The organism is Vibrio sp. CJQ_6 (assembly GCF_043106745.1).
Classification (GTDB): domain Bacteria; phylum Pseudomonadota; class Gammaproteobacteria; order Enterobacterales; family Vibrionaceae; genus Vibrio; species Vibrio furnissii.
The window spans coordinates 172,034-191,213 of sequence record NZ_JBICMV010000021.1 but is presented as its reverse complement, the minus strand read 5'-3'; the positions used below and the strand labels follow the sequence as shown (position 1 = coordinate 191,213).

The 19,180-nt window shown below is 54.4% G+C and carries 21 protein-coding genes; 9 read left to right on the top strand and 12 right to left on the bottom strand.

All coding sequences use genetic code 11. From position 1 onward, the window contains the following. Positions 1-14: 14 nt before the first annotated feature. Positions 15-509: a GNAT family N-acetyltransferase gene (locus ACF8PK_RS11700; RefSeq protein WP_392441438.1), complete on the top strand. Its 495-nt coding sequence runs from the start codon at positions 15-17 to the stop codon at positions 507-509. 173 nt (positions 510-682) lie between these two features. Then, on the top strand, positions 683-1,114 hold the full coding sequence (locus ACF8PK_RS11695; protein WP_158164689.1) for a GNAT family N-acetyltransferase: 432 nt from the start codon (positions 683-685) through the stop codon (positions 1,112-1,114). Positions 1,115-1,163: 49 nt separating this feature from the next. Here ACF8PK_RS11695 and map read toward each other — a convergent pair whose 3' ends face one another. The 3 genes from map to ACF8PK_RS11680 all read right to left on the bottom strand — a co-directional run bounded on the left by map (position 1,164) and on the right by ACF8PK_RS11680 (position 3,081). After that, positions 1,164-1,949, bottom strand: a complete 786-nt coding sequence (gene map / locus ACF8PK_RS11690; protein WP_055465504.1) for a type I methionyl aminopeptidase — start codon at positions 1,947-1,949, stop codon at positions 1,164-1,166. Continuing rightward, a complete protein-coding gene (locus ACF8PK_RS11685) occupies positions 1,939-2,181 on the bottom strand; it encodes a ParD-like family protein (RefSeq protein WP_004727529.1) in 243 nt (80 codons plus the stop codon). Before ACF8PK_RS11685 ends, map begins: the two co-directional genes overlap by 11 nt. A 141-nt stretch (positions 2,182-2,322) precedes the next feature. Further along, positions 2,323-3,081 (bottom strand): SDR family NAD(P)-dependent oxidoreductase, encoded by a 759-nt coding sequence (locus tag ACF8PK_RS11680; RefSeq protein WP_004727528.1) that lies wholly within the window; start codon positions 3,079-3,081, stop codon positions 2,323-2,325. 118 nt (positions 3,082-3,199) lie between these two features. Between ACF8PK_RS11680 and ACF8PK_RS11675 the strand changes: the two genes are divergently transcribed. Next, a complete protein-coding gene (locus ACF8PK_RS11675; protein ID WP_392441433.1) occupies positions 3,200-4,126 on the top strand; it encodes a LysR substrate-binding domain-containing protein in 927 nt (308 codons plus the stop codon). Between the two features lie 66 nt (positions 4,127-4,192). On the opposite strand, the gene ACF8PK_RS11670 is transcribed toward ACF8PK_RS11675, so the two are convergent. From ACF8PK_RS11670 to ACF8PK_RS11645, 6 genes are all read right to left on the bottom strand, one after another. After that, the gene (locus ACF8PK_RS11670; protein ID WP_392441431.1) at positions 4,193-5,278 is read right to left on the bottom strand and encodes a phosphotransferase; all 1,086 of its coding nucleotides are present in this window, start codon (positions 5,276-5,278) and stop codon (positions 4,193-4,195) included. A gap of 193 nt (positions 5,279-5,471) precedes the next feature. Then, positions 5,472-6,239, bottom strand: a complete 768-nt coding sequence (fecE, locus tag ACF8PK_RS11665) for a Fe(3+) dicitrate ABC transporter ATP-binding protein FecE (protein WP_392441428.1) — start codon at positions 6,237-6,239, stop codon at positions 5,472-5,474. A 3-nt stretch (positions 6,240-6,242) separates the two neighbouring features. Beyond that, positions 6,243-7,205: a Fe(3+) dicitrate ABC transporter permease subunit FecD gene (fecD, locus tag ACF8PK_RS11660; RefSeq protein WP_392441426.1), complete on the bottom strand. Its 963-nt coding sequence runs from the start codon at positions 7,203-7,205 to the stop codon at positions 6,243-6,245. After that, positions 7,202-8,203 (bottom strand): iron chelate uptake ABC transporter family permease subunit, encoded by a 1,002-nt coding sequence (locus ACF8PK_RS11655; protein WP_283513505.1) that lies wholly within the window; start codon positions 8,201-8,203, stop codon positions 7,202-7,204. Before ACF8PK_RS11655 ends, fecD begins: the two co-directional genes overlap by 4 nt. After that, complete coding sequence (locus ACF8PK_RS11650) at positions 8,203-9,102, bottom strand: Fe(3+) dicitrate ABC transporter substrate-binding protein (RefSeq protein ID WP_392441424.1); 900 nt, start codon at positions 9,100-9,102, stop codon at positions 8,203-8,205. The genes ACF8PK_RS11655 and ACF8PK_RS11650 overlap by 1 nt, the downstream gene beginning before the upstream one ends. A gap of 184 nt (positions 9,103-9,286) precedes the next feature. After that, positions 9,287-11,440, bottom strand: coding sequence for a TonB-dependent siderophore receptor (locus ACF8PK_RS11645; protein WP_238820676.1), 2,154 nt, complete (start codon positions 11,438-11,440; stop codon positions 9,287-9,289). A 263-nt stretch (positions 11,441-11,703) separates the two neighbouring features. Between ACF8PK_RS11645 and ACF8PK_RS11640 the strand changes: the two genes are divergently transcribed. Together ACF8PK_RS11640 and ACF8PK_RS11635 are read left to right on the top strand one after the other, a co-directional pair. Then, complete coding sequence (locus ACF8PK_RS11640) at positions 11,704-12,015, top strand: hypothetical protein (protein ID WP_004727520.1); 312 nt, start codon at positions 11,704-11,706, stop codon at positions 12,013-12,015. Positions 12,016-12,193: 178 nt separating this feature from the next. Continuing rightward, positions 12,194-12,817, top strand: a complete 624-nt coding sequence (locus ACF8PK_RS11635; RefSeq protein ID WP_014257769.1) for a triacylglycerol lipase — start codon at positions 12,194-12,196, stop codon at positions 12,815-12,817. Positions 12,818-13,163: 346 nt separating this feature from the next. Here ACF8PK_RS11635 and ACF8PK_RS11630 read toward each other — a convergent pair whose 3' ends face one another. Next, positions 13,164-13,973, bottom strand: coding sequence for a DODA-type extradiol aromatic ring-opening family dioxygenase (locus tag ACF8PK_RS11630; protein ID WP_392441420.1), 810 nt, complete (start codon positions 13,971-13,973; stop codon positions 13,164-13,166). Positions 13,974-14,107: 134 nt separating this feature from the next. Between ACF8PK_RS11630 and ACF8PK_RS11625 the strand changes: the two genes are divergently transcribed. After that, positions 14,108-15,004 carry a LysR family transcriptional regulator gene (locus ACF8PK_RS11625; protein ID WP_055465493.1) on the top strand — a complete coding sequence of 299 codons (897 nt, stop codon included), beginning with the start codon at positions 14,108-14,110 and terminating at the stop codon, positions 15,002-15,004. Positions 15,005-15,119: 115 nt separating this feature from the next. After that, on the top strand, positions 15,120-15,731 hold the full coding sequence (locus tag ACF8PK_RS11620) for an outer membrane beta-barrel protein (protein WP_014257772.1): 612 nt from the start codon (positions 15,120-15,122) through the stop codon (positions 15,729-15,731). On the opposite strand, the gene ACF8PK_RS11615 is transcribed toward ACF8PK_RS11620, so the two are convergent. Both ACF8PK_RS11615 and ACF8PK_RS11610 read right to left on the bottom strand, forming a co-directional pair. Further along, positions 15,728-16,063, bottom strand: a complete 336-nt coding sequence (locus ACF8PK_RS11615) for a DUF134 domain-containing protein (RefSeq protein WP_014257773.1) — start codon at positions 16,061-16,063, stop codon at positions 15,728-15,730. The genes ACF8PK_RS11620 and ACF8PK_RS11615 overlap by 4 nt on opposite strands. Positions 16,064-16,177: 114 nt before the next feature. Continuing rightward, positions 16,178-17,065: a LysR substrate-binding domain-containing protein gene (locus tag ACF8PK_RS11610; protein ID WP_392441416.1), complete on the bottom strand. Its 888-nt coding sequence runs from the start codon at positions 17,063-17,065 to the stop codon at positions 16,178-16,180. A 182-nt stretch (positions 17,066-17,247) separates the two neighbouring features. Between ACF8PK_RS11610 and hisC the strand changes: the two genes are divergently transcribed. Together hisC and ACF8PK_RS11600 are read left to right on the top strand one after the other, a co-directional pair. Then, positions 17,248-18,321, top strand: a complete 1,074-nt coding sequence (gene hisC / locus ACF8PK_RS11605; RefSeq protein ID WP_392441413.1) for a histidinol-phosphate transaminase — start codon at positions 17,248-17,250, stop codon at positions 18,319-18,321. A gap of 23 nt (positions 18,322-18,344) precedes the next feature. Continuing rightward, positions 18,345-19,118 carry an ABC transporter substrate-binding protein gene (locus ACF8PK_RS11600; protein ID WP_238810008.1) on the top strand — a complete coding sequence of 258 codons (774 nt, stop codon included), beginning with the start codon at positions 18,345-18,347 and terminating at the stop codon, positions 19,116-19,118. Positions 19,119-19,180: the final 62 nt, after the last annotated feature.

Below are 19,180 nucleotides of genomic sequence, written 5' to 3'. Positions count from 1 at the left end.
TTTTGGACTCAAGCGTGCAGAAGCCTCGCGTGACACGCGAAGCAACGGTGAACGATCTGCGCGCCTTGGTGGCGCTCTTTGTGGCGGAGAACCAACACAACGCCACGTTGGCGCCAGAGACCGTACGCGTCACCAACGATGTGCTGACAGCACCAGAGTTGCAAGCGATCATCGATGATGCCGGGCAGCAGCTTCTCGTGGCCGAACGCGAAGGCCTCGTGGTCGGCGCGTTACTTGGTCAGATCACCCGGACGCGAGAACACCGATGGGTACAATCGCGCTGCACGGGCTATGTCGACGAGCTGATTGTGTCGCCGCACGCCCGTCGACAAGGCGTCGCCGATGATCTGTTGGCAGCATTTGAAAGCTGGGCAGCCGCGCAAGGTGCGACAGCCCTGGAATTGCACGTGTGGTCAAACAACGATGGCGCCATCCGTTTCTACGCACAATCCGGCTTTGCCGAAAAACAGCACCTGCTGACCAAGCCACTGCGGTGCGAAACACCCTGACCTGCGTAAAACAACCTGATCTGCGTAAAACGTAGCGAATGATATCGCCGTAAATGGAGATCACCTTAAATGGATCGCACGATGGTGTTGAACAACGCCCCTCATACCAGAAGAACGCACCAGAAGAATACACCAACAAAATGTACGAAAAGAATGCACCAAGAGATTGCCCCATGATCATCGAAACCGCAGGGCCTGAACACTACCCGCAACTGTTAGCGGTATGGGAAAATTCCGTTCGCGCCACACACGACTTCATCACAGAAGATGACATCGCGTTCTTTAAGCCGCTGATTCTTGAACACGCCTTTTCGGCGGTCGCGCTGCGCTACATCAGAAACGCGGCAGGCGCTATTGTCGGCTTTATTGGCGTACACGAGGGCAAGATTGAAATGCTGTTTGTGTTGAATGAAGCACGTGGCCAAGGTATCGGCAAACAGTTGTTACTGCACGCCATGGAGCACATGGCTGCAAACGCCGTCGATGTGAATGAACAAAACCCCGCTGCCACGGGGTTTTATCAGCATATGGGCTTTCATGTGGTCTCCCGATCGCCCTTAGACGACCTCGGCAAACCGTTCCCGATTCTGCACATGGCGCGGTAACGGTCGATACACCGTGCCCAGCCCCAAATTTGGCATGGCCTGACGCCCTTTAGGCCTCAGGCAATTGTTCCTCATCGCGTAGCGTCAACACTTCATAGCCCGTACGAGTCACTAAAATCGTGTGTTCTGACTGCGCCGAGAGCTTTTTATCGCGCGTGATCACCGTCCACCCATCGTTCTTGGTTTTGATCTTGGCGGTGCCTTGGTTAATCATCGGTTCGATCGTGAAGGTCATTCCTTCTTTCAACGTCAGCCCTCGATTGGGCAAACCGTAATGCAGCACTTGCGGTTCTTCATGCATTTCTCGCCCAATACCATGGCCGCAGTATTCGCGCACAACGCTATAACCGCGAGATTCAGCATAGTGCTGAATGGCGTGGCCGATATCACCCAATTTTGCGCCCGGTTTCACCAACTTAATCCCTTCCCACATGGCGTTGTAGGTGGTGTCCACCAGCTTTTTGGCCAGCGGTGAGGCATCTGGCATCACGTACATTTTGCTCGAATCGGCGATGAAACCATTTTTCTCCAGCGTGATATCGAGGTTGACGATGTCGCCGCGTTTGAGAAATTGCGTCACCTTCGGCACGCCGTGGCACACCACTTCGTTGATCGATGAATTGAGCACAAACTCATAGCCGTATTGGCCTTTGCTGGCTGGGCGCGCGTTCAGTTCTTGTTCAATAAACGCTTCCACCGTGTTGTTGATGTCCATGGTCGACACGCCCGGTTGAACGTAGGTGTCCAACATCTTGAACACCTGCGCCAGTAATCTGCCCGACTCGCGCATCAATGCAATGTCATCTTCCGATTTGATGTGAATGTCATGATTCATGATTTGCCTCTGCGGTCACCGCAATGTGGGTGGCAGACACATTCACCGATTGCATTAAGTTCGCCACGATTTCATTGAAAGAGAGTTGCGGATGCAATTCCGCCAACATGCCCATTTTGATCCAGAATTCTGCTTGAGAGTTGATTGAGCGTGACATCACCGAACTTGCTTTGCGCAGTTCTTCATGCAGCTCATCGGAGATTTTTACGATGCCCATGATGATACGATACATATATAAAACGTACATGCATTGTATTGAGAATGTTTCATGAGTCAAGCGGCAGAGCTGCGACGTGTCGTCATGCCTGCTGCCCGGCGCAAACAAAACGCCCCGAGCCAACGGCCCGGGGCATTTCAATACGCTCGATAAAACTTATAAGAACATGCCGCCAGACGCTTCGATGCGCTGACCTTGGATCCATCCGGTGTCGCCGACCAGCAGTGAAGCCATCACGCCGCCGATGTCATCCGGCAGCCCCGCACGGCCCAACGCGGTGTTGGCCGACACATGCGCATTGATCGCCTCCACATCACGCACCGCGCCACCGCCAAAATCGGTTTCAATCGCCCCTGGCGCGAGAACGTTAACACGAATCCCCCGGCTGCCCAGCTCTTTGGCCAGATAACGGGTATAGACTTCAATCGCTCCTTTCATCGCGGCATACACCCCTTTGCCCGGCATGGCAAAACGGGTCAGGCCGGATGAAACATTAAGAATACGACCACCATCACGTAGCAAAGGAGCCAGCGCCTGCGTCAAGAAAAACACGCCTTTGAAATGAATATTGCACAGGCGATCAAACAGCGCTTCGCTGGCGTCGGTCAGGCTGGCATCCATACCAATGCCGGCATTGTTGACCAGAAAATCGAAATCGTCCCGCTGCCAATGTGTGGCTAAAACCTGCTTCACTTCGGCCACAAACGGCTCAAATTCGCTGATGTTGCCGGTATCGAGCTGAATCGCCACGGCTTTGCGGCCGAGCGCTTCAATCTCTGCCACCACTTGCTGCGCCTGCTCGGCCTGACTGTGGTAGGTGAGAATAATATCCACGCCCTGCTTGGCCAGTTTCAGCGCGCCATTTTGGCCCAGCCCACGGCTGGCACCGGTGATCAAAGCAATTCGAGAATCCATTGGAGTTTCCTTTTTGGTGTTGGGTTACAGTCAATACAGCTTATTAGCCAACAGAATCAGGATAAATAGCGATAAGTTGATTACACTATTCATTATTCACGAACAATAGGAGCCATCCATGGATCGCCTGACTGCCATGCACACCTTTGTGCGCGTTGCGGAGCTTGCCAGCTTCAGCCGCGCCGCCGAAGAGTTAGGATTGCCGAAAGCCAGCGTCTCGAATCACATCCAACTGCTTGAAACGCAGGCAGGCGCGCGCCTTTTACAGCGCACGACACGTAAAGTGTCGTTAACGCCTGACGGGCGCACCTACTATGAACGTTGCCTCGATCTGCTGGCTGAATTTGAAGAACTCGATACCTTATTCGTCCAAACAGAGCAGCAGCTCAGCGGGCGCATTCGGGTCGACATGCCAACGGGGATGGCAAAAGGCGTAGTTGTGCCGCATCTGGCCGAATTTCTGCAGCAGCATCCGGGCGTTCAGCTGGAACTGAGCAGCACCGATCGCCGCGTGGATGTGGTGCGGGAAGGGTTTGATTTTGTGGTTCGTGCCGGGCAGTTGAGTGATTCAGCGCTAATCGCACGTAAGGTGTGTGACATGGCGGTACGTACCTATGCTAGCCCCGACTATCTGGCGCGCCTTGGCGAGCCGAAAACGCCGGACGACTTATCGCACCATCAATTGGTGCACTACGCGCAAAATCTCGGCGGTCAGCCGGACGGTTGGGAATACTGGGATGGCGAACGGTTGCGCACCATTGAGATGGCGGGCGCGCTGACGGTCAACAATGCCGAGTCTTACACCGCGGCGTGTTTGGCGGGCATCGGGCTGATTCAAACGCCAGAATCGGGCGTGCGTAAGCTGGTCGCCAGCGAGCAATTGGTTGAAGTGCTGGCAAACTTCACTTGTCAGCCGCTGCCCGTGTACCTGCTCTATCCACATCGCCGACATCTGGCCAAGCGGGTCCGCGTTTTGATGGACTGGATGACGGCGTTGATTCAGCACAAATTGCAGTCCGTTCATGATGAGCCCCGCCATGATTAGTCAACGGACTGCGCGGCGCAAACGGCGCTCTGAACCAACCCATCGCCAAGTTGACGAATTGCTGGGCTAACGAATCTGATATTGCTGCGCCAGCTCGCGCTTGCGTTGATAATCATCCGTCAGTTGCGTGGCTGATTTGCCGTGATTGGCATAAAACAGGCCGCCATGTTGCGCGATATTGGGGTAATCGTTCGCAATCACATCCAACACGTAATCGATGCGTTTCAGGGTCAGCGGCGTGCACGACTGGCCGTGCAGATCGTCTTCGATATCGAGCACGTGAGAGCGAAACGCCTCCAGTTGAAACAGATGAACGAACGCGTGTTCACTGCTCAGCGCCGTTTGCCAACGCGCTATGATTTGGCGGTAATGCGCCAGCACGGGTGAAGTCGCCTGCTGGGTGTGTAGCCAATGCACTTTGCGCTGATAGCTCGCCACAGCCCGCTGTTTCAGTTGGCGAAACAGGGTCAGTTGCTGCGTCTCGGTCAGTGCGCTGGACAGCAACCAGCCAAAGAAGAATCGGGTTTCAAAACGTTCCACCGCATGAAATATCGGGTCTTGTGTGCCGTTGCTGTTGAACTCGCGCAGCGGATCAAACGGGTACATGTAACCAAAGTCAAACAGCCACAGCTGATTGTCGCTGTCCACCAACATATTCCCGCTGCACAAATCCCACTCCATCAGTCCATGCGCTTCGCATGCCTCCAGCGTCACCAACAGTTGCTCCATCAAATCCGGCGTCAGCGTTTGAATGTGTTGTCCGTCAATCCATGGCGAAAGCAGAATGCCCAACCGATAATCCGCATAGAGCGTGGGCACAATATGGACAAAGCGCGGCGCGGTGTCCGGATTTGCTTTAAGGGCTTCAAAATCTCGCCTGCGCTGCACTTCGTTGAGAAACGAATATTGCCCGTCCAGATTGGCAACTTTGGCCGTCTGGCGGCGTTTTTTCAGATTGTAATCCTGCCCGTTCACCCGCAGGTGAAACACCTCCGCAGTCAGACCAGAACCAATCACCTCAACCACGTATGGCGAATCGGCGTTTAATGTCGCCAGTTGCTCCGGCGGCAACGGGCAGTAGCTCACGTCACCGACGATCAGCGGTGCGTCACTTTGATCAAAGTGTTGTTGGGCTTGTTGTCTTGCGTTCATGTTCACCTCGTTGATGTCACGCTGCCATTGCAGCGCGATCGGGTGAAAAAAGCATCCTCCCCCCAGCGAAAACCTTGAGCGCAGAATGAAAGAGGGAGAACGATCATCGGGGCGTAGACAAGAAAAAGGTTCCCGTTTGAGGGAGGTTCAGAGCCTCAATCTCAAGCGGGAAGTACTGGGGAGTGCACGCAGATCAGCGAACAATGCACATTGGCGTGCCAGCAATCGGGTCGCGGTGAATTTCCGCATCCAGTTCAAACACGCTGGCGAGCAGTTGCGGCGTCATCACGTCGCCAGGTGCCCCTTCGCCAACAATACGTCCGCGCTGCATCACGATCAGGTGGTCGCAGTAGCGGCACGCTTGATTGATGTCGTGCAGCACGGTGACAATGGTTTTGCCCTGCTGATTGAGCAGGCGCATCAGCTTCATCAGTTCGACCTGATGGTTGATATCAAGGTAAGTCGTCGGTTCGTCAAGCAGCACAAAATCGGTATCTTGCGCCAAAGTCAGAGCCAGCCACACGCGCTGACGCTGACCGCCGGACAGATCCGACACCGCGCGCTCGGCAAATTCCGCCACACCGGTCGCCTGCATCGCCTGATCGACAATGCGCTTGTCCTCGCGAGACAGCTGCCCCCAGAATCCGGTGTACGGGCTGCGACCATACGCCACAGCTTCGCGCACACTCACCCCTTCCGGCGGCTCCTGCGATTGCGGCAACAGCGCCAGTTGTTGCGCCAACAAACGCGACGGCACCTGCGCGATCGGCTTGCCCTGCCACAGCACCTGTCCGCTTTCGGCATGGAGAATACGTGACAAGGTTTTCAGCAACGTGGATTTGCCACAGCCGTTGGGGCCGAGCAACGCGGTAATTTTGCCTTCCGGAATGACGACATCCACACCGTTCACGATCGGCCCTTTGCCGTAGCCGACAATCAGATTTTCAGTGGTTAAACGCATGGCTTATCTCATTCTCATTAACAGATATAAAAAGTACGGCGCGCCGATGATTGCAGTCAGGATCCCTGCGGGCAGTTCCAAAGGCGGATGGATGATACGCGCGATCAGATCGGCCACCAGCAGCAATAGAGCGCCAACCAGCATCGCCGTCGGCAGCAGCTGTTGGTGGCGTCCGCCCACCAGTTGCCGCGCCAGATGCGGCGCAACCAAGCCGAGGAAACTGAGTGGCCCACACACCGCAACCGCTGCTGAGGTCCAGATGACGGCCACCAGCAGTGCGCCAGCGCGGACCCAAGCGACCGAAATGCCGAGGCTTGTCGCGCGTTCATCGCCCAGCGTGAGCAAATTCAGCGCATGGCTGAGCCACAGCACCACAGGGAGCAGCACCCACCACGGCCAAAGCAGCGTCAGCTGCGACCAGCCGCGCCCCCACAAACTGCCAGTCAGCCACAACAACGCATTGTTGATTTCTAGCGGCTGCGTGAGGATCAAAAAGTCAATCGCACTGCCGTATAATGCCGCGAGCGCCACGCCGGTAATCGCCAGTTTGACCGGCGCAGTTTGACCACCGCACACCAACGCCAGCACCAACGCCGAGGCCATCCCGCCCGCCAGCGCCGCCGCCGGTAACCAATAGACGGAGAGGGTCGGCCACAGCGTCATCAGCGCGACCGCCGCAAGCCCTGCGCCATGGCTAACGCCAAGAATGTCTGGTGAGGCGAGCGGGTTGCGAACCACGCCTTGAATCAGCACGCCCGCGGTGGCGAGCATCGCCCCCACCAGCAGTGCAATCCACACGCGGGGCAGGCGATAGTCGTGAATGGTGAAATAGTGTTCGCTGCCTTGAAATAGGCCATCCCACACCTGCGCCATGCTGAGATTGACCGCACCCAAACTCAGATTGGCTAGAGCTGCCACCACTAGCAGGCACAACAGAATCAGTTGCGTTTTACGGATCGGATTCATTGTTTTTTCCTCACCAGATAGAGGAAACACGGCGCGCCAATCAGCGCCAACACCGCCCCTGCTGGCGTTTCGGTGGGAAACACCACCGCGCGGCTGATGATATCGGCGCCAAGCGTAAGAATAGCGCCCAACAGCATCACCACCGGCAGCAAAATTCGGTGATCGTAGCCCACCAGAAGGCGAGCCATGTGCGGCACAATCAACCCCACAAATGCAATCGCGCCGACCGTGCTGACACTAATGCCAACCAGCACCAACACTGCTAGCCCCACCAACACGCGCAGCAGCGTTAGGTTCACGCCCAGACTTTTCACCCGCTCATCCCCCATCGCCAGCACATTCACTTTCGGAGCCAGCAACATACTGAGCACCAGCGCCAGCGACAGCGGCGGCCAACTCATGTGCCAAGTGCGCCATTCCACATGGGCAAACGAGCCCGCCAGCCATGCCATCACGCTGGCGGCCTGATCTTCCACCAAAATCACGCTGGCTTTGGTCAAGGCACTACACAAGGCGGAGATGGCAATCCCCGCCAGCACCAGTTGCCCACGCTCGGCCCCCATTTTCCACGCGCCGCCGAGCATCATCACCAAGCACCACGCGCTCAGCCCGCCGATCATCGCAGCCAGCGGGCTGCTGAGTGACGATGAAGCGGCAAACACTGTGGTCACCAGCGCCATGCCGAGCGCCGCACCTGCGTTCACACCAAACAAACTGGGTGATGCCAGCGGGTTGCGAGTCAGTCCCTGCATCAACGTGCCGGCCGCCGCCAGACTGGCGCCAACCAAAGCCGCATCGAGCACCCGCGGCAGGCGAATATCGCGCACAATCACATGCGCAATGACCTGCTCATTCGGCGCCCACAGTGCCGTCAGCGCATCCGCCGCAGACACCGGCACCGCCGAGTAAGCAAACAACGCGCCCCAAGCAACAATCAGCAGAAAGACAACGAGCGTGATCACCACGCCCGTTCGTTGAATCGATGGCGTCAACCGCATCAGGATTGAACCAGTTTCGCCAGATCCGCCGCCATGTATTCCGCGGCCAGAATGCCTCGGCAGCGCGCCCACATGTTGCCATCCACATGCAGTACCTGCTTGGCTCGCACCGCATTCAGCACGTTCCACAACGGCTGTTTCTGCCAACGGCTGACAATGCTCTGTTCGGTGTAATCGCCGACCACCAGGTAGTTCGGGTTGAGGGCCAACAGTTGCTCTAAACTGATTTGGCGCGACGCATTTTCATTGTTCAGCCCAGTGGGCGCAGCCAGTCCCAGCGCATGAATTACGCCCCCCGCATACGATTCCGCCGCGTGCGCATAAAAGCCATTTTCACGCGCAACACCAAATTGCACCGTCTGATGGTTCAGACCAGACAACTGCGCCGCGTAGTGGTCCATCAACTGATGGTGCTGCGCTAAGCGCTGCTGCATTTCGGCATCTTTACCGATCACTTTGCCGATGATCGCCGCCGATTTGAGGTTATCTTCATAAGTTTCGCGACGCGAAGGCAGTAAGAGCGTCGGCGCAATTTTCGACAAATCGCGATACACCGCAGAGTGGCGATCAACATCTGCGATGATCAGATCCGGTTTCAACGACGCAATCACTTCCAGACTCGGTTGAGAGCGCGTGCCGACCGACCGCCATTGGCCGAGCTTGGCACTCACCGCAGGCAATAATCGACTTGGGTCGTTGTCATCCGCAATGCCTACTGGGCTGACATCCACCGCAGCCAACGCATCCACAAAAGAAAATTCCAGCGCAACAATGCGCTGTGGCACCTGATTCAAGGTGAATTCACCGTGACTGTCCGTCACAGTTACAGCCGAGGCCATCAAGCTCAGACAGCCACTAATGAGCACAACGCTGCGCGCAATCCATCGACACCATTTCATTGTTCTTTACCTAATTGATTGAGATTTAACATTCATCGGCAGCATCGCCATCGGTGATTGTAATGATTTAGCTCACAAAATGAATGCAAATTTTATTGAGAATTATTCATATTCCATAACTCAACAGACTGAGCTAGGCTCAAAACGAAACAGGCCCAGCGGATGCCGGACCTGATCGTCACACTTAAAAATCGTAGCTCGCCGTGAGGTAGAGACGACGCTGCTCACCCGGGAAGGAACCGGTTCGGTCGATGAAGCCACTCACCGCGTACTTCTTATCAAACAGGTTCTTCACGTTGAGCTGGAACTGCCACTGTTGCCAGCGGGTCTGCCATGACGCATCAAACACGGTGAAGGCTTTCACCGTCTGGCCGCTCTGGTTGTACTGTTCACTGACATGATCGGCACCAAAGCCAACAGACGAGTCAATGGCGGTGATGTCATAGCGCGTCCACACGCCCAACTGGTGATGCGGCGCGTTGGCAAATCGAGTCCCCACCGTTCCGCTGATGCCGTCGTATGCTTCTTTCACGCGCGTGTCGTTGTAGGCGTAGCTCAGGTTGGCGCTCCAGTTGTCGGTCAAATCCGCCAGCATGTCGACTTCAACGCCTTGGCTGCGCACTTTGCCGTAGGCCACTGAGCGCGTGTCATCGTCCGGATCCGTTTGCAGAATGTTCTCTTTGATGATGTGGTATAGCGCCACATTGACGTTCAGCGCATTATCCAGCCAGTAGGTGCGCACACCCGTTTCGTACATCAGGCTCTCTTCCGGATCAAACGGGCCACCGTTCGACTCCGCTTGATCAGACACATCCTGCGGCACAAAACCTGTCGCCACGACGGCATACGGATGCCATTGATCGTTGATGCGATACGTAGACCCCAAGCGGTAAGACATGCCAGAGCCGGTATAATCGCTCTCGCTGCCCGCTTTGATGTCGTTGATTGTGTCTTTGTAACCGTCGATGCGCAGGCCCGACAGTACGTTCCAGCGCTCAGTCACCGCCCACTGATCCTGCACATACGCGCCATAACGCTGCGAACGCGAATCGGTTTGCTTGGCAAGCGTCAGCGTGTAGCTAGAGGTATCCGCGCCATATTCCGGATCAGTCAGACTGATGCCGTCCACATTGGCACGGTAATAAACATAATCTTCGTCGAGACGGTAGTAATCACCGCCGATAAGCACGGTATGATCGCCCAATTCCGCCACCAAGTTTGCCGTCACCGACCCCGCTTTGTTGTGACGCACCTGATCGCGGTATTGGCGCTTACTCCAATCCACCACGCCGTCGCCATCGGTATCCACCAAGCCATTGGGTTCGTGATACTTCTGCGTTTCTGTGTTTTCGTAATACCGCAGCGTCACATCACCGCTCAACCAGTCGTTGAAACTGTGGTCAACGCGCATCTGGTACACCTGTGCTTCCAAGTCTTGATAGTCCGACGCTTCGTTAGCGTTCCAGTCGATATCGGCCAAGAAGTTGCCGTCATCATCGGTGGGAATACCACGCAGGCGAGCGCCGCCGTAATGCTGAATGATGTCGGTAAATTGCGCCGTCACCGTGGTGGCATCGGTCATGTCCCACGCGTAGCCCAAATCGATGATTCGGTTGCGCACATCGGTGTTGTTGCGTGACGGGTTTTCGTGGTCTTGATAAATCGCAACGCGATAGCGCTGGCTTTTATCGTCGGTTACTGGCCCTGACAGCTCCACACTGCCGCTGACAAAATCCTGATTGCCGCCCGTCACTGACACGCGGCGTTTGGTGTCGTAGGTCGGCTTTTTGGTCACATAGTTGATCACGCCGCCCGGTTCCCCGCTGCCCATCACCGCCGAAGACGGGCCTTTCAGCACTTCGACCTGCTCAATGTTGAACAGCTGCGGAATGGCGAAACCGTTGAACGGGTCGCCGCGCACGCCATCATAAAGAATCTGATCTTGGCGAAAACCGCGAAACGTTACGCCGGAGTAGGAATACTGGCTCACGCCACTGATCGAGCGATACAAGTCAGTCACCTGACGCGCGCCTTGGTCTTCAATCAATTGTTGCGTCAGCACCTGAATCGACTGCGGTGTATCGTCAATCGCCGTGGGAGTTTTGGTGGCTAAGCTCGTTTCTTGCGCGCGGTAGAGCGACAGTGCGCGGCCGTAAACGGTCACGGTATCGTTGCTAGCGGGCGCGGTGCTCGAGGCGGCCGTATTGGTGTCGACTGTATTCGTGGGAACGGTATTGCTAGAAATGGTGTTGGTTTGCGAAACGTCATCGGCTGCAACAGCCTGCGCGGATAAACCGGCAAGCACAGCCAGAACAAGAGGATGAATGTTAGCCTTCATTAATATTTCTTATAGATGTTGTGTAAACGACAAGGCTCAAGAATCTAACTGAGTTTAATTCTCATTACAATTGATTTTGTGATCCCCGTCGCCATCAACCGCATCAATATCATGAGAACTACTCATCAAGCTGATCATTATTTGTTCGATTTATTTGAACATGATCAGCCAATCTATCCTATCGAACGAAGTGTGACTTAAATCTACTATTAATCCCAAGCACTGAGGTGCGATACAAACACAAATCGAATGAGGAAACTAACATGACTAAACTCGCTTCTATTCTTGCTGCAACCGTAATTTCAACCACGTTTGCGGCTGGCGCCATGGCATCTGATCTGCAAATGAGCGTGTCCGCTCGTGATAATCAAGCCACTGCGTATGTGACGCAACACGGTCAAGCACTGGGTAGTTATCCGGTTGATGTTCAAGGCCAGCACTACGTGACCGACCAAAACGGTGCCGTGACTTACAAAAACCACGCAAGCAACGCGAAAACCGTGAAATTCGCCACCAAAGATTCAGCAGGCAACCTGGTGGAAAAAACCACGTTTGTTGGCCGTGACAATGACTAATTCACGAAAAATCAGGGATTAACATTCAATGGATTTGAATATAATTGTGCTTGAACGCGGCAGCTTGTGATTTCACTCTGCCGCGTTTTTGTTTTGGCGCATTGCAGCCAGCTTTTCATTTCGCCCGCAGTTGAGTAGATTAGCAGTCAGAGCCTTACGCTAATCATTCAGGAGCTTCATGAAAATTATCATCCTCCATGGTTTGTATATGCATGGTTTCGTCATGCATCCCCTTGGCCAACGTTTGAATAAACTGGGTTACACGACCGAAGTGCTCAGTTACAACACCGTGGCCATTCAAGATGAAAAAGTGTTTCGCACCATCGACCAAGCGCTGGATCCAGACCAGCCGAATGTATTGGTCGGCCATAGTCTTGGCGGCCTGATGATTAAACATTACTTGGCGTCACGCCGTCCGAGTGTCACGCAGATCTCGCATGTGGTGACCATTGGCTCGCCGCTCAAAGGTGCGTCGATCGTGGGGAAAATTCAGCAAATGGGCTTGGGGGCAATCCTCGGAAATTCCACCCATTTTGGCTTAGAAACACACGAGGACGAATGGCAGTTTGAGCAGAAACTGGGCAGCATTGCTGGCACAGTCGCCTTTGGCATGCGCCGGGTGTTGATGGGCAACCAATTGATGTCGGATGGCACAGTGACGGTCGATGAAACCAAAATCACCGGCATGACCGATCATCTGGAAACGCGCGCCACCCACACCAGCATGATCTACAGCACCTACGTCGCCCGCCAGATTGATTACTTCATTCGCCACGATCAATTCGAGCATCAGGCCGCCTAAAGCCAGACATGAAAAAGCCCGAGTCAGCGCGCATGGAAGCAGGGAACGCTCACTCGGGAACCAGGTGAATCATGGAATAACCCGCCGAGACTGGCCTCATCTGATGCTGACTTTGATCGTCTGTTTGCTGTGACTGGACATGAGCTTTGCCAGCCGAGTCATCGCAAACCAACGCATCACCAGATCCAAGGGCATTCAGCCATACCGGTCATTTGAGGGGCAACTCTACCCCACACCACTCATTCACGCAGGTTGCTTCTTCCTATTTGATTAATAGATAAAAACAATAACGCCCACGATTTTAAGTCGCGGGCGTTATATCAAGGTGTCACGAATCGACGAGCAATTACGCGGCGGCCATGCCAAAGCCGTAGGCATCCAAGGCGAGGATTTCTAGGTCGATGGCGCGATGTAATACTTCGCCAATCTCGTCCTCATAGCTGGTACCCAGCACACTTGGCAGTGGCAGATAATGATCCGGCGTTGGGTGATTGAAACGCGCATGCGGCCCTTGGTCGAGATAATCCAGCAACGCATCAACATTGCCTTGCGCCAGTTGCTCACTCACCCACGTGGTGAACTGATTCACTTTGCTGACGCGGTTTGGATCCGGCATGGGCGAGAAAATTTCACGCAGGTTGTGGCTGATGCCACCCGAACCGACAAACAACACTCCTTCTTCACGCAGCGGACGCAGCCAGCGGCCAATTTCAAAGTGCGCCACCGCATCCATCGCGCTGTTGATGGAGACCTGAATGATCGGCACATCGATATTCGGATACAGATACAGCATCGGAATCCACGCGCCGTGGTCTAACCCTTGTTCACTGTCCAATTGAACTGGGATCCCGGCATCTTTGAGCATTTTTTCCGCTTTTAACGCCAATTTCGGCGCACCTTGCGCTGGGTATTCAATGTCGTACAACGGCTGTGGAAAGCCGTAGAAATCGTGAATCGTGCCTAACGTATGGCCGGAGGTGATCACCACAGGGCCGCGACGGTCAAAGTGCGCAGAAAAAATCACAATCGCTTTCGGTTTGGGTAATTTCGCCCCCAGTTGTTGAAAGAACTCGGTCGTTTCTGAATGTTCAATCGCCATCATCGGCGAACCGTGGGATAAGAACAAAGCAGGCATGCGGGGGGTTGGGTTCATCATGGCAATCTCTCCAAAAAAATCGTTTCAATCGCCAGTGCCCTCACTGGCTCGTTGCGATATAGACAATATACCTATCCACTAAACTATGATAAAACCCGTTATCATTGCGTCATTATCAACGGAGTGTTGTTAATATGGATAAGATCAGCGCCATGCGTGCATTTACCACGGTGGTCAGCGAAGGCAACTTTGTCAAAGCCGCCGAACGGTTGGATTTGTCGCCACAGCTGGTGAGCAAATACGTCGCACAACTTGAAGATGCGCTCAAAGTGCGGCTACTCAATCGCACCACGCGTCGCGTGAATCTGACCGAAGCCGGTCAAGCCTATTTCGAGCGCTGCCAGCAGGTGTTGCAAGACATTGACGACATGGAAAATGCGTTGTCGAACTTGCAGAGTCAGGTGTCGGGCACGCTACGCGTCAGCGCGCCGATGTCGTTTGGGGTGCACCATTTATCCAAACCGGTCGCCCTATTTCAGGATCGCTATCCCGACGTGAAGGTGGAGTTGCTGCTCACCGATCGCAAAGTGGATTTGCTCGATGAAGGAGTCGATATTGCGCTGCGCATTGGGCACCTCAAAGACTCCGCGCTAGTCGCCAAAAAAATCACGCCGATTCATTTGTCGATCTGCGCCGCGCCGCACTACTGGCAACAGCATGGCCGCCCCACGCAGTTTGAAGCGCTGAGCCAACTCAACTATTTACGCTTTACCTATTCAGACCCGCGCGCTTGGTTTCGTGACTGGCCCAAACACGTCTCGATTCATGATTTTGCCAGTGATTTTTCCAGCAATAACGGCGATGTGATCGTCAATGCGGCGCTTCTGGGGCGCGGCTACGCCATTCAACCGACGTTTTTGACGGGCGCCGCCATCAAGCGCGGTGACTTGGAAGTACTCTCTTCATTCGCGCTCGAACCCCTTGGGTTGTACGCCCTCTATAGCCATCGCGAGTTTCTCGCCTCCAAAGTGCGCCACTTTATTGATTTTCTCTCACATTATTATGGCGACGTGCCGTATTGGGATCGATAGTGGCGCCATTGACACCGTGACGCGGCTGCAGTTGCCGATCAATAGCTAGGAATGATTTGAAATCAGCGGGTTCAAGGATTATAACAGAGCAAAACCATGAGCCATGAACCCTCTTATGAGAAAGTCTTCCATCATCACCTTGATCGCCAGCGCCGGATTGCTGCTGCCGAATGTCGCCTCAGCCTACGGAATGGGCCCTCGCGGCGGCCCCATGGGCACGCCATTGATGCTGTATGGCCGCCCTTATGTGGGCATGAGCTTTAACTTTGCGAATGTGGATATTGAGGTCGAAAACAGCAGCGGCAACCGCCAATCGTTCAACGTCGATAACAACAGTTTGGCTGGGGCAATCTTTGGCTTGCGCGTCACACCAAACGTCGCGTTTGAACTGCGCGCGTATGGCAATGCCTCGGAAGGGGATTATCAAGGCCAACGCGTATCCATCGACTATTACTACGGCGCATTTACGAAATTTATCGTGCCATTTAACCCGATGTTTGAAGCGTATGCGCTGATGGGCTTTGGCAACCAAAAACTGACGGTCTTGGATTACAGTGACAGCGATACCGATATGGCCTATGGCCTTGGTGCGTCACTGAGTTTAGGCGCGCCCATTGAAGTGCAGTTGGAATGGATGAAAACCATGAACGACAATTTTCAGCAGGGCGACTACCGCGTCGATGTCGACGAAACCAACATTCACCTGAACTTGGTGTTCAGCTTCTAATCCTTCAGTCGTCGCTGTTCAACCGGCGACGACGCATTCGCCTCGGGCGCTGCACTGGCCTCGCTCATCACCAGCGCCTTACCATGAAGCAAGCAATCCGACACTTTGCGCCGCGCAGCTTTGACTAAATTTGCCAACGTTTGGCGAGACACCCCCATTTCCACCGCAGCCACCTGCTGCTGCATGCCTTGGTAATCCACCAGCCGCAGCGCTTCAAATTCATCCGCCTGCAAGGTGATGGTGTCGAGTTGAGACATCGGAATGCCATTGGGTTTAAAGCAGCTTTGCGCGGGCGTCCCACAGATTTGTCGAGGAATTTTAGGCCGAGCCATGCAGGTTCCTTTCGTGCCGTTCAGATAACAAGTCGCCCTATTGTGGCGCAATTTGTTGGAAACGCAACGCCGCCGCGTGGCTGGCGACCCGCGACCCGTTCACCGAATCCGCATTTAGTCGACGCGCTGCGCCTGATACCCCGCGACCAACCAGTGCTGCAATCGGTCCAACATCGGATTGTCGCTTTGCTTGGGAAACAGAAAATAGTAGCTCTGCCCTGAGAGCACAGTGTCGTCAAACGGCATGACCAAGCGTTTCATCGCCAAATCTTGCTCGGCCAACGTCACATCACCGACGGCAATACCAAAGCCTTGCTGTGCGGCGTTCATCGCCTGATCGAGCGTAGAAAAATGTTGGTTGAGTTTGCTAGTTAATCCGCGCTCGCCATGATGAGTCAGCCACAATTTCCAGTCACTCTGTTCGGCATTGGCGTGCAGCCAAGTCAGTTGTGTCAGTTGCTTCACCGATAAGTCACCGCCGTGACTTTGCAGCAGTTCCGGTCGACAAATGGGCGTTAACCGCTCTTCAAACAGCAGATGACTCACCACCGACGGCAGCTTGGGCACTTTCCCGTAGCTGATCACCGCATCGAACACATCGAAGTTGGGATCTGGGTGGTGCTTGATGGTTGAAGTGAGTTCGACATCAATATCTGGATGCGCGTCCTGAAACGCCATCAATCGCGGCAGCAGCCAAGCGGTCACGCAGCTGGGTGCATTGAGTTTAATGGTGGACGGCGTGCTGGAGACGTCATCAATGGCCAAGCGCAAACGGTGCAAAATGTCTTCGGCATGTGGCACAAACTTGACGCCTTGTTGCGTCAGCGACAACCCGCGAGCATGACGAAAAAACAGCTTCACCCCCAACAACTCTTCTAACGCCAGAATCTGACGACTGATCGCCCCTTGCGTCAGGTTTAACGCGTCGGCAGCGCGCGTGAAATTAAGGTGTTCTGCGGTGGCGAGAAACGCCTGCAACGTTTTGGTGGAAGGAAGATGCATCGCGGCCCTTAGCTATGAATTTTTATCATGGCTAGTATGTGTTTATTTCGATTCTTTTTACAAACGCTTTTTGCTTGAATGAATCCATTGCTGATGAAATTGAAAATAAACGCAACACAAGTGCAATTATCAGCATAAAAAATCATTTACTGCGACTAAATAACAGCAGAACGAGGTCACACATGTCTTCCATTGCATCGACACTGGCACCTGAGGCCATAAAAAAATTAATACCTTACCAATCGGCACGCCGCATTGGTGGAGCCGGCCGCGTGTGGCTGAATGCCAACGAACTCGAGAGCGCCATTCACTACGGTCGCCACGAACAAAACTACAACCGCTACCCCGATTTTCTGCCGCACGATGTGGCCAGCGCCTATCAGCGCTATTGCCAAGTGACCACCCCCGTGATGGCGGTGCGCGGCGCGGATGAAGCGATTGATTTGCTGATCCGCACTTTCTGTCAGCCGGGCAAAGATAAAATTGTCGTCTGCTCGCCAACATACGCCATGTATGAATTTTGCGCCGACGCGCTGGCGATTGAAACGCTGCATGTGCCACTGATGGGAGATGACTTCGCGCTCGATACGCACGGGGTAATTACCGCGGCCAAAGATGCCAATGTGGTGTTCCTTTGCTCACCCAATAATCCAACCGGCAACCCGCTGGCTACCGACGCGATCATTGAGGTGCTTGAGGGCACCCGCCACGACGCGTTGGTGGTGGTCGATGAAGCCTACATTGAATTTGAACTCGATCAGAGCGTGGCCTCGTTGATTGCCACGTACCCCAATTTGGTGGTGATTCGTACCCTGTCCAAAGCCTTTGGTCTTGCCGCCGTGCGCTGCGGGTTTATCCTCGCCGATGCCAGCGTAATGGAGTACGTCGCCAAGCTGATCCCGCCGTACCCGATGCCCGATTCCAGCGCCACGATTGTTTTGGAGGCGTTATCAGAAGCCGGATTAAACCAAGTTCGCCACATGACGCAGCAGCTCATCGAGACTCGTCAATGGTTTATCGGCGAACTGCAAACGCTGGATTTCATCCACAAGATTTACCCCTCGTCCACCAACTTCGTGCTATTGCGCGCGCACCCCAATGACGATCTGTTTGCGTATCTGCTGCAGCACGGTATTGTGACTCGTAATCAAAGTCATGATCCGGCGCTGAGAGACTGCGTGCGCATCACCATTGGGTGCCGAACGAGCATGCAAGAAGTGGTTGATGTGCTCCGTCGTTACCCGTCGCAATCATAGCTGTCTAGAAAAGGAATTTGATCATGAAAAAACTTGCTGTTGGCCTGGCGTGTGTCGCCACCTTGTTCTGCACCGCGGTTTCTGCAAAAGAAGTTCGTCTGGCGTCCGACTTTACCTACCCCCCATTCAACTACAAAAACAGCGCCGGTGAACCGGTGGGGTTTGACATCGAAATCGCCGATGCGTTATGTAAAGAAGCCAAACTGGATTGTACTTGGGTTGCACAAAGCTGGGATGCCTTGATCCCCAGCCTGCTGGCGCGAAAATCCGACGTGATCATGGCGTCGATGCGCATCACCGATGATCGCAAAAAGAAAGTGCTGTTCACCCACAAGTACTACCAAACGCCAGCGCGTTTCGTCACACGCAAGAGCGCCGATTTCACGTTGGATAAAGCGGGCCTGACCGGCAAAGTGATTGGCGTGCAACAAGGCACTATTCATGACCGCTACGTGACCGACAAATTTGGCGCTGTGGCCGACATTAAACGCTACACCGGCCAAGATGAAGTGTACATCGACCTGCAAAACGGCCGCTTGGACGCCACGTTTGGCAACGCCGATCAACTCTCACTCGCTTTCCTCGATAAAGCCGATGGCCAAGACTTCGAATTCAAAGGCGACGCCGTGACCGACAAAGCCTACATTGGTGAAGGCACCGCACTGGCGCTGCGTAAGCAAGATCAAGCGCTGGCGGAGAAACTCAACCAAGCGATTGAAACCATTCGTGCCAACGGCACTTACGACAAAATCGCCGCCAAATACTTCAGCTTTGATATTTACGGCGAGAACCTGTAAATCACACACTTGTTGCGGCCACGGCCGATGGTAGCGAGCTTCGCGCCAACGAAAACCACACT

What these genes read in the sequence shown, in the direction of transcription:
- ACF8PK_RS11695 (WP_158164689.1), top strand. Translation starts at nt 683, where the DNA reads ATGATCATCGAAACCGCAGGGCCTGAACACTACCCGCAACTGTTAGCG.
- map (WP_055465504.1), bottom strand. Translation starts at nt 1,949, where the DNA reads ATGAATCATGACATTCACATCAAATCGGAAGATGACATTGCATTGATG.
- ACF8PK_RS11685 (WP_004727529.1), bottom strand. Translation starts at nt 2,181, where the DNA reads ATGTATCGTATCATCATGGGCATCGTAAAAATCTCCGATGAGCTGCAT.
- ACF8PK_RS11680 (WP_004727528.1), bottom strand. Translation starts at nt 3,081, where the DNA reads ATGGATTCTCGAATTGCTTTGATCACCGGTGCCAGCCGTGGGCTGGGC.
- ACF8PK_RS11675 (WP_392441433.1), top strand. Translation starts at nt 3,200, where the DNA reads ATGGATCGCCTGACTGCCATGCACACCTTTGTGCGCGTTGCGGAGCTT.
- ACF8PK_RS11670 (WP_392441431.1), bottom strand. Translation starts at nt 5,278, where the DNA reads ATGAACGCAAGACAACAAGCCCAACAACACTTTGATCAAAGTGACGCA.
- fecE (WP_392441428.1), bottom strand. Translation starts at nt 6,239, where the DNA reads ATGCGTTTAACCACTGAAAATCTGATTGTCGGCTACGGCAAAGGGCCG.
- fecD (WP_392441426.1), bottom strand. Translation starts at nt 7,205, where the DNA reads ATGAATCCGATCCGTAAAACGCAACTGATTCTGTTGTGCCTGCTAGTG.
- ACF8PK_RS11655 (WP_283513505.1), bottom strand. Translation starts at nt 8,203, where the DNA reads ATGCGGTTGACGCCATCGATTCAACGAACGGGCGTGGTGATCACGCTC.
- ACF8PK_RS11650 (WP_392441424.1), bottom strand. Translation starts at nt 9,102, where the DNA reads ATGAAATGGTGTCGATGGATTGCGCGCAGCGTTGTGCTCATTAGTGGC.
- ACF8PK_RS11645 (WP_238820676.1), bottom strand. Translation starts at nt 11,440, where the DNA reads ATGAAGGCTAACATTCATCCTCTTGTTCTGGCTGTGCTTGCCGGTTTA.
- ACF8PK_RS11640 (WP_004727520.1), top strand. Translation starts at nt 11,704, where the DNA reads ATGACTAAACTCGCTTCTATTCTTGCTGCAACCGTAATTTCAACCACG.
- ACF8PK_RS11635 (WP_014257769.1), top strand. Translation starts at nt 12,194, where the DNA reads ATGAAAATTATCATCCTCCATGGTTTGTATATGCATGGTTTCGTCATG.
- ACF8PK_RS11630 (WP_392441420.1), bottom strand. Translation starts at nt 13,973, where the DNA reads ATGATGAACCCAACCCCCCGCATGCCTGCTTTGTTCTTATCCCACGGT.
- ACF8PK_RS11625 (WP_055465493.1), top strand. Translation starts at nt 14,108, where the DNA reads ATGGATAAGATCAGCGCCATGCGTGCATTTACCACGGTGGTCAGCGAA.
- ACF8PK_RS11620 (WP_014257772.1), top strand. Translation starts at nt 15,120, where the DNA reads ATGAGAAAGTCTTCCATCATCACCTTGATCGCCAGCGCCGGATTGCTG.
- ACF8PK_RS11615 (WP_014257773.1), bottom strand. Translation starts at nt 16,063, where the DNA reads ATGGCTCGGCCTAAAATTCCTCGACAAATCTGTGGGACGCCCGCGCAA.
- ACF8PK_RS11610 (WP_392441416.1), bottom strand. Translation starts at nt 17,065, where the DNA reads ATGCATCTTCCTTCCACCAAAACGTTGCAGGCGTTTCTCGCCACCGCA.
- hisC (WP_392441413.1), top strand. Translation starts at nt 17,248, where the DNA reads ATGTCTTCCATTGCATCGACACTGGCACCTGAGGCCATAAAAAAATTA.
- ACF8PK_RS11600 (WP_238810008.1), top strand. Translation starts at nt 18,345, where the DNA reads ATGAAAAAACTTGCTGTTGGCCTGGCGTGTGTCGCCACCTTGTTCTGC.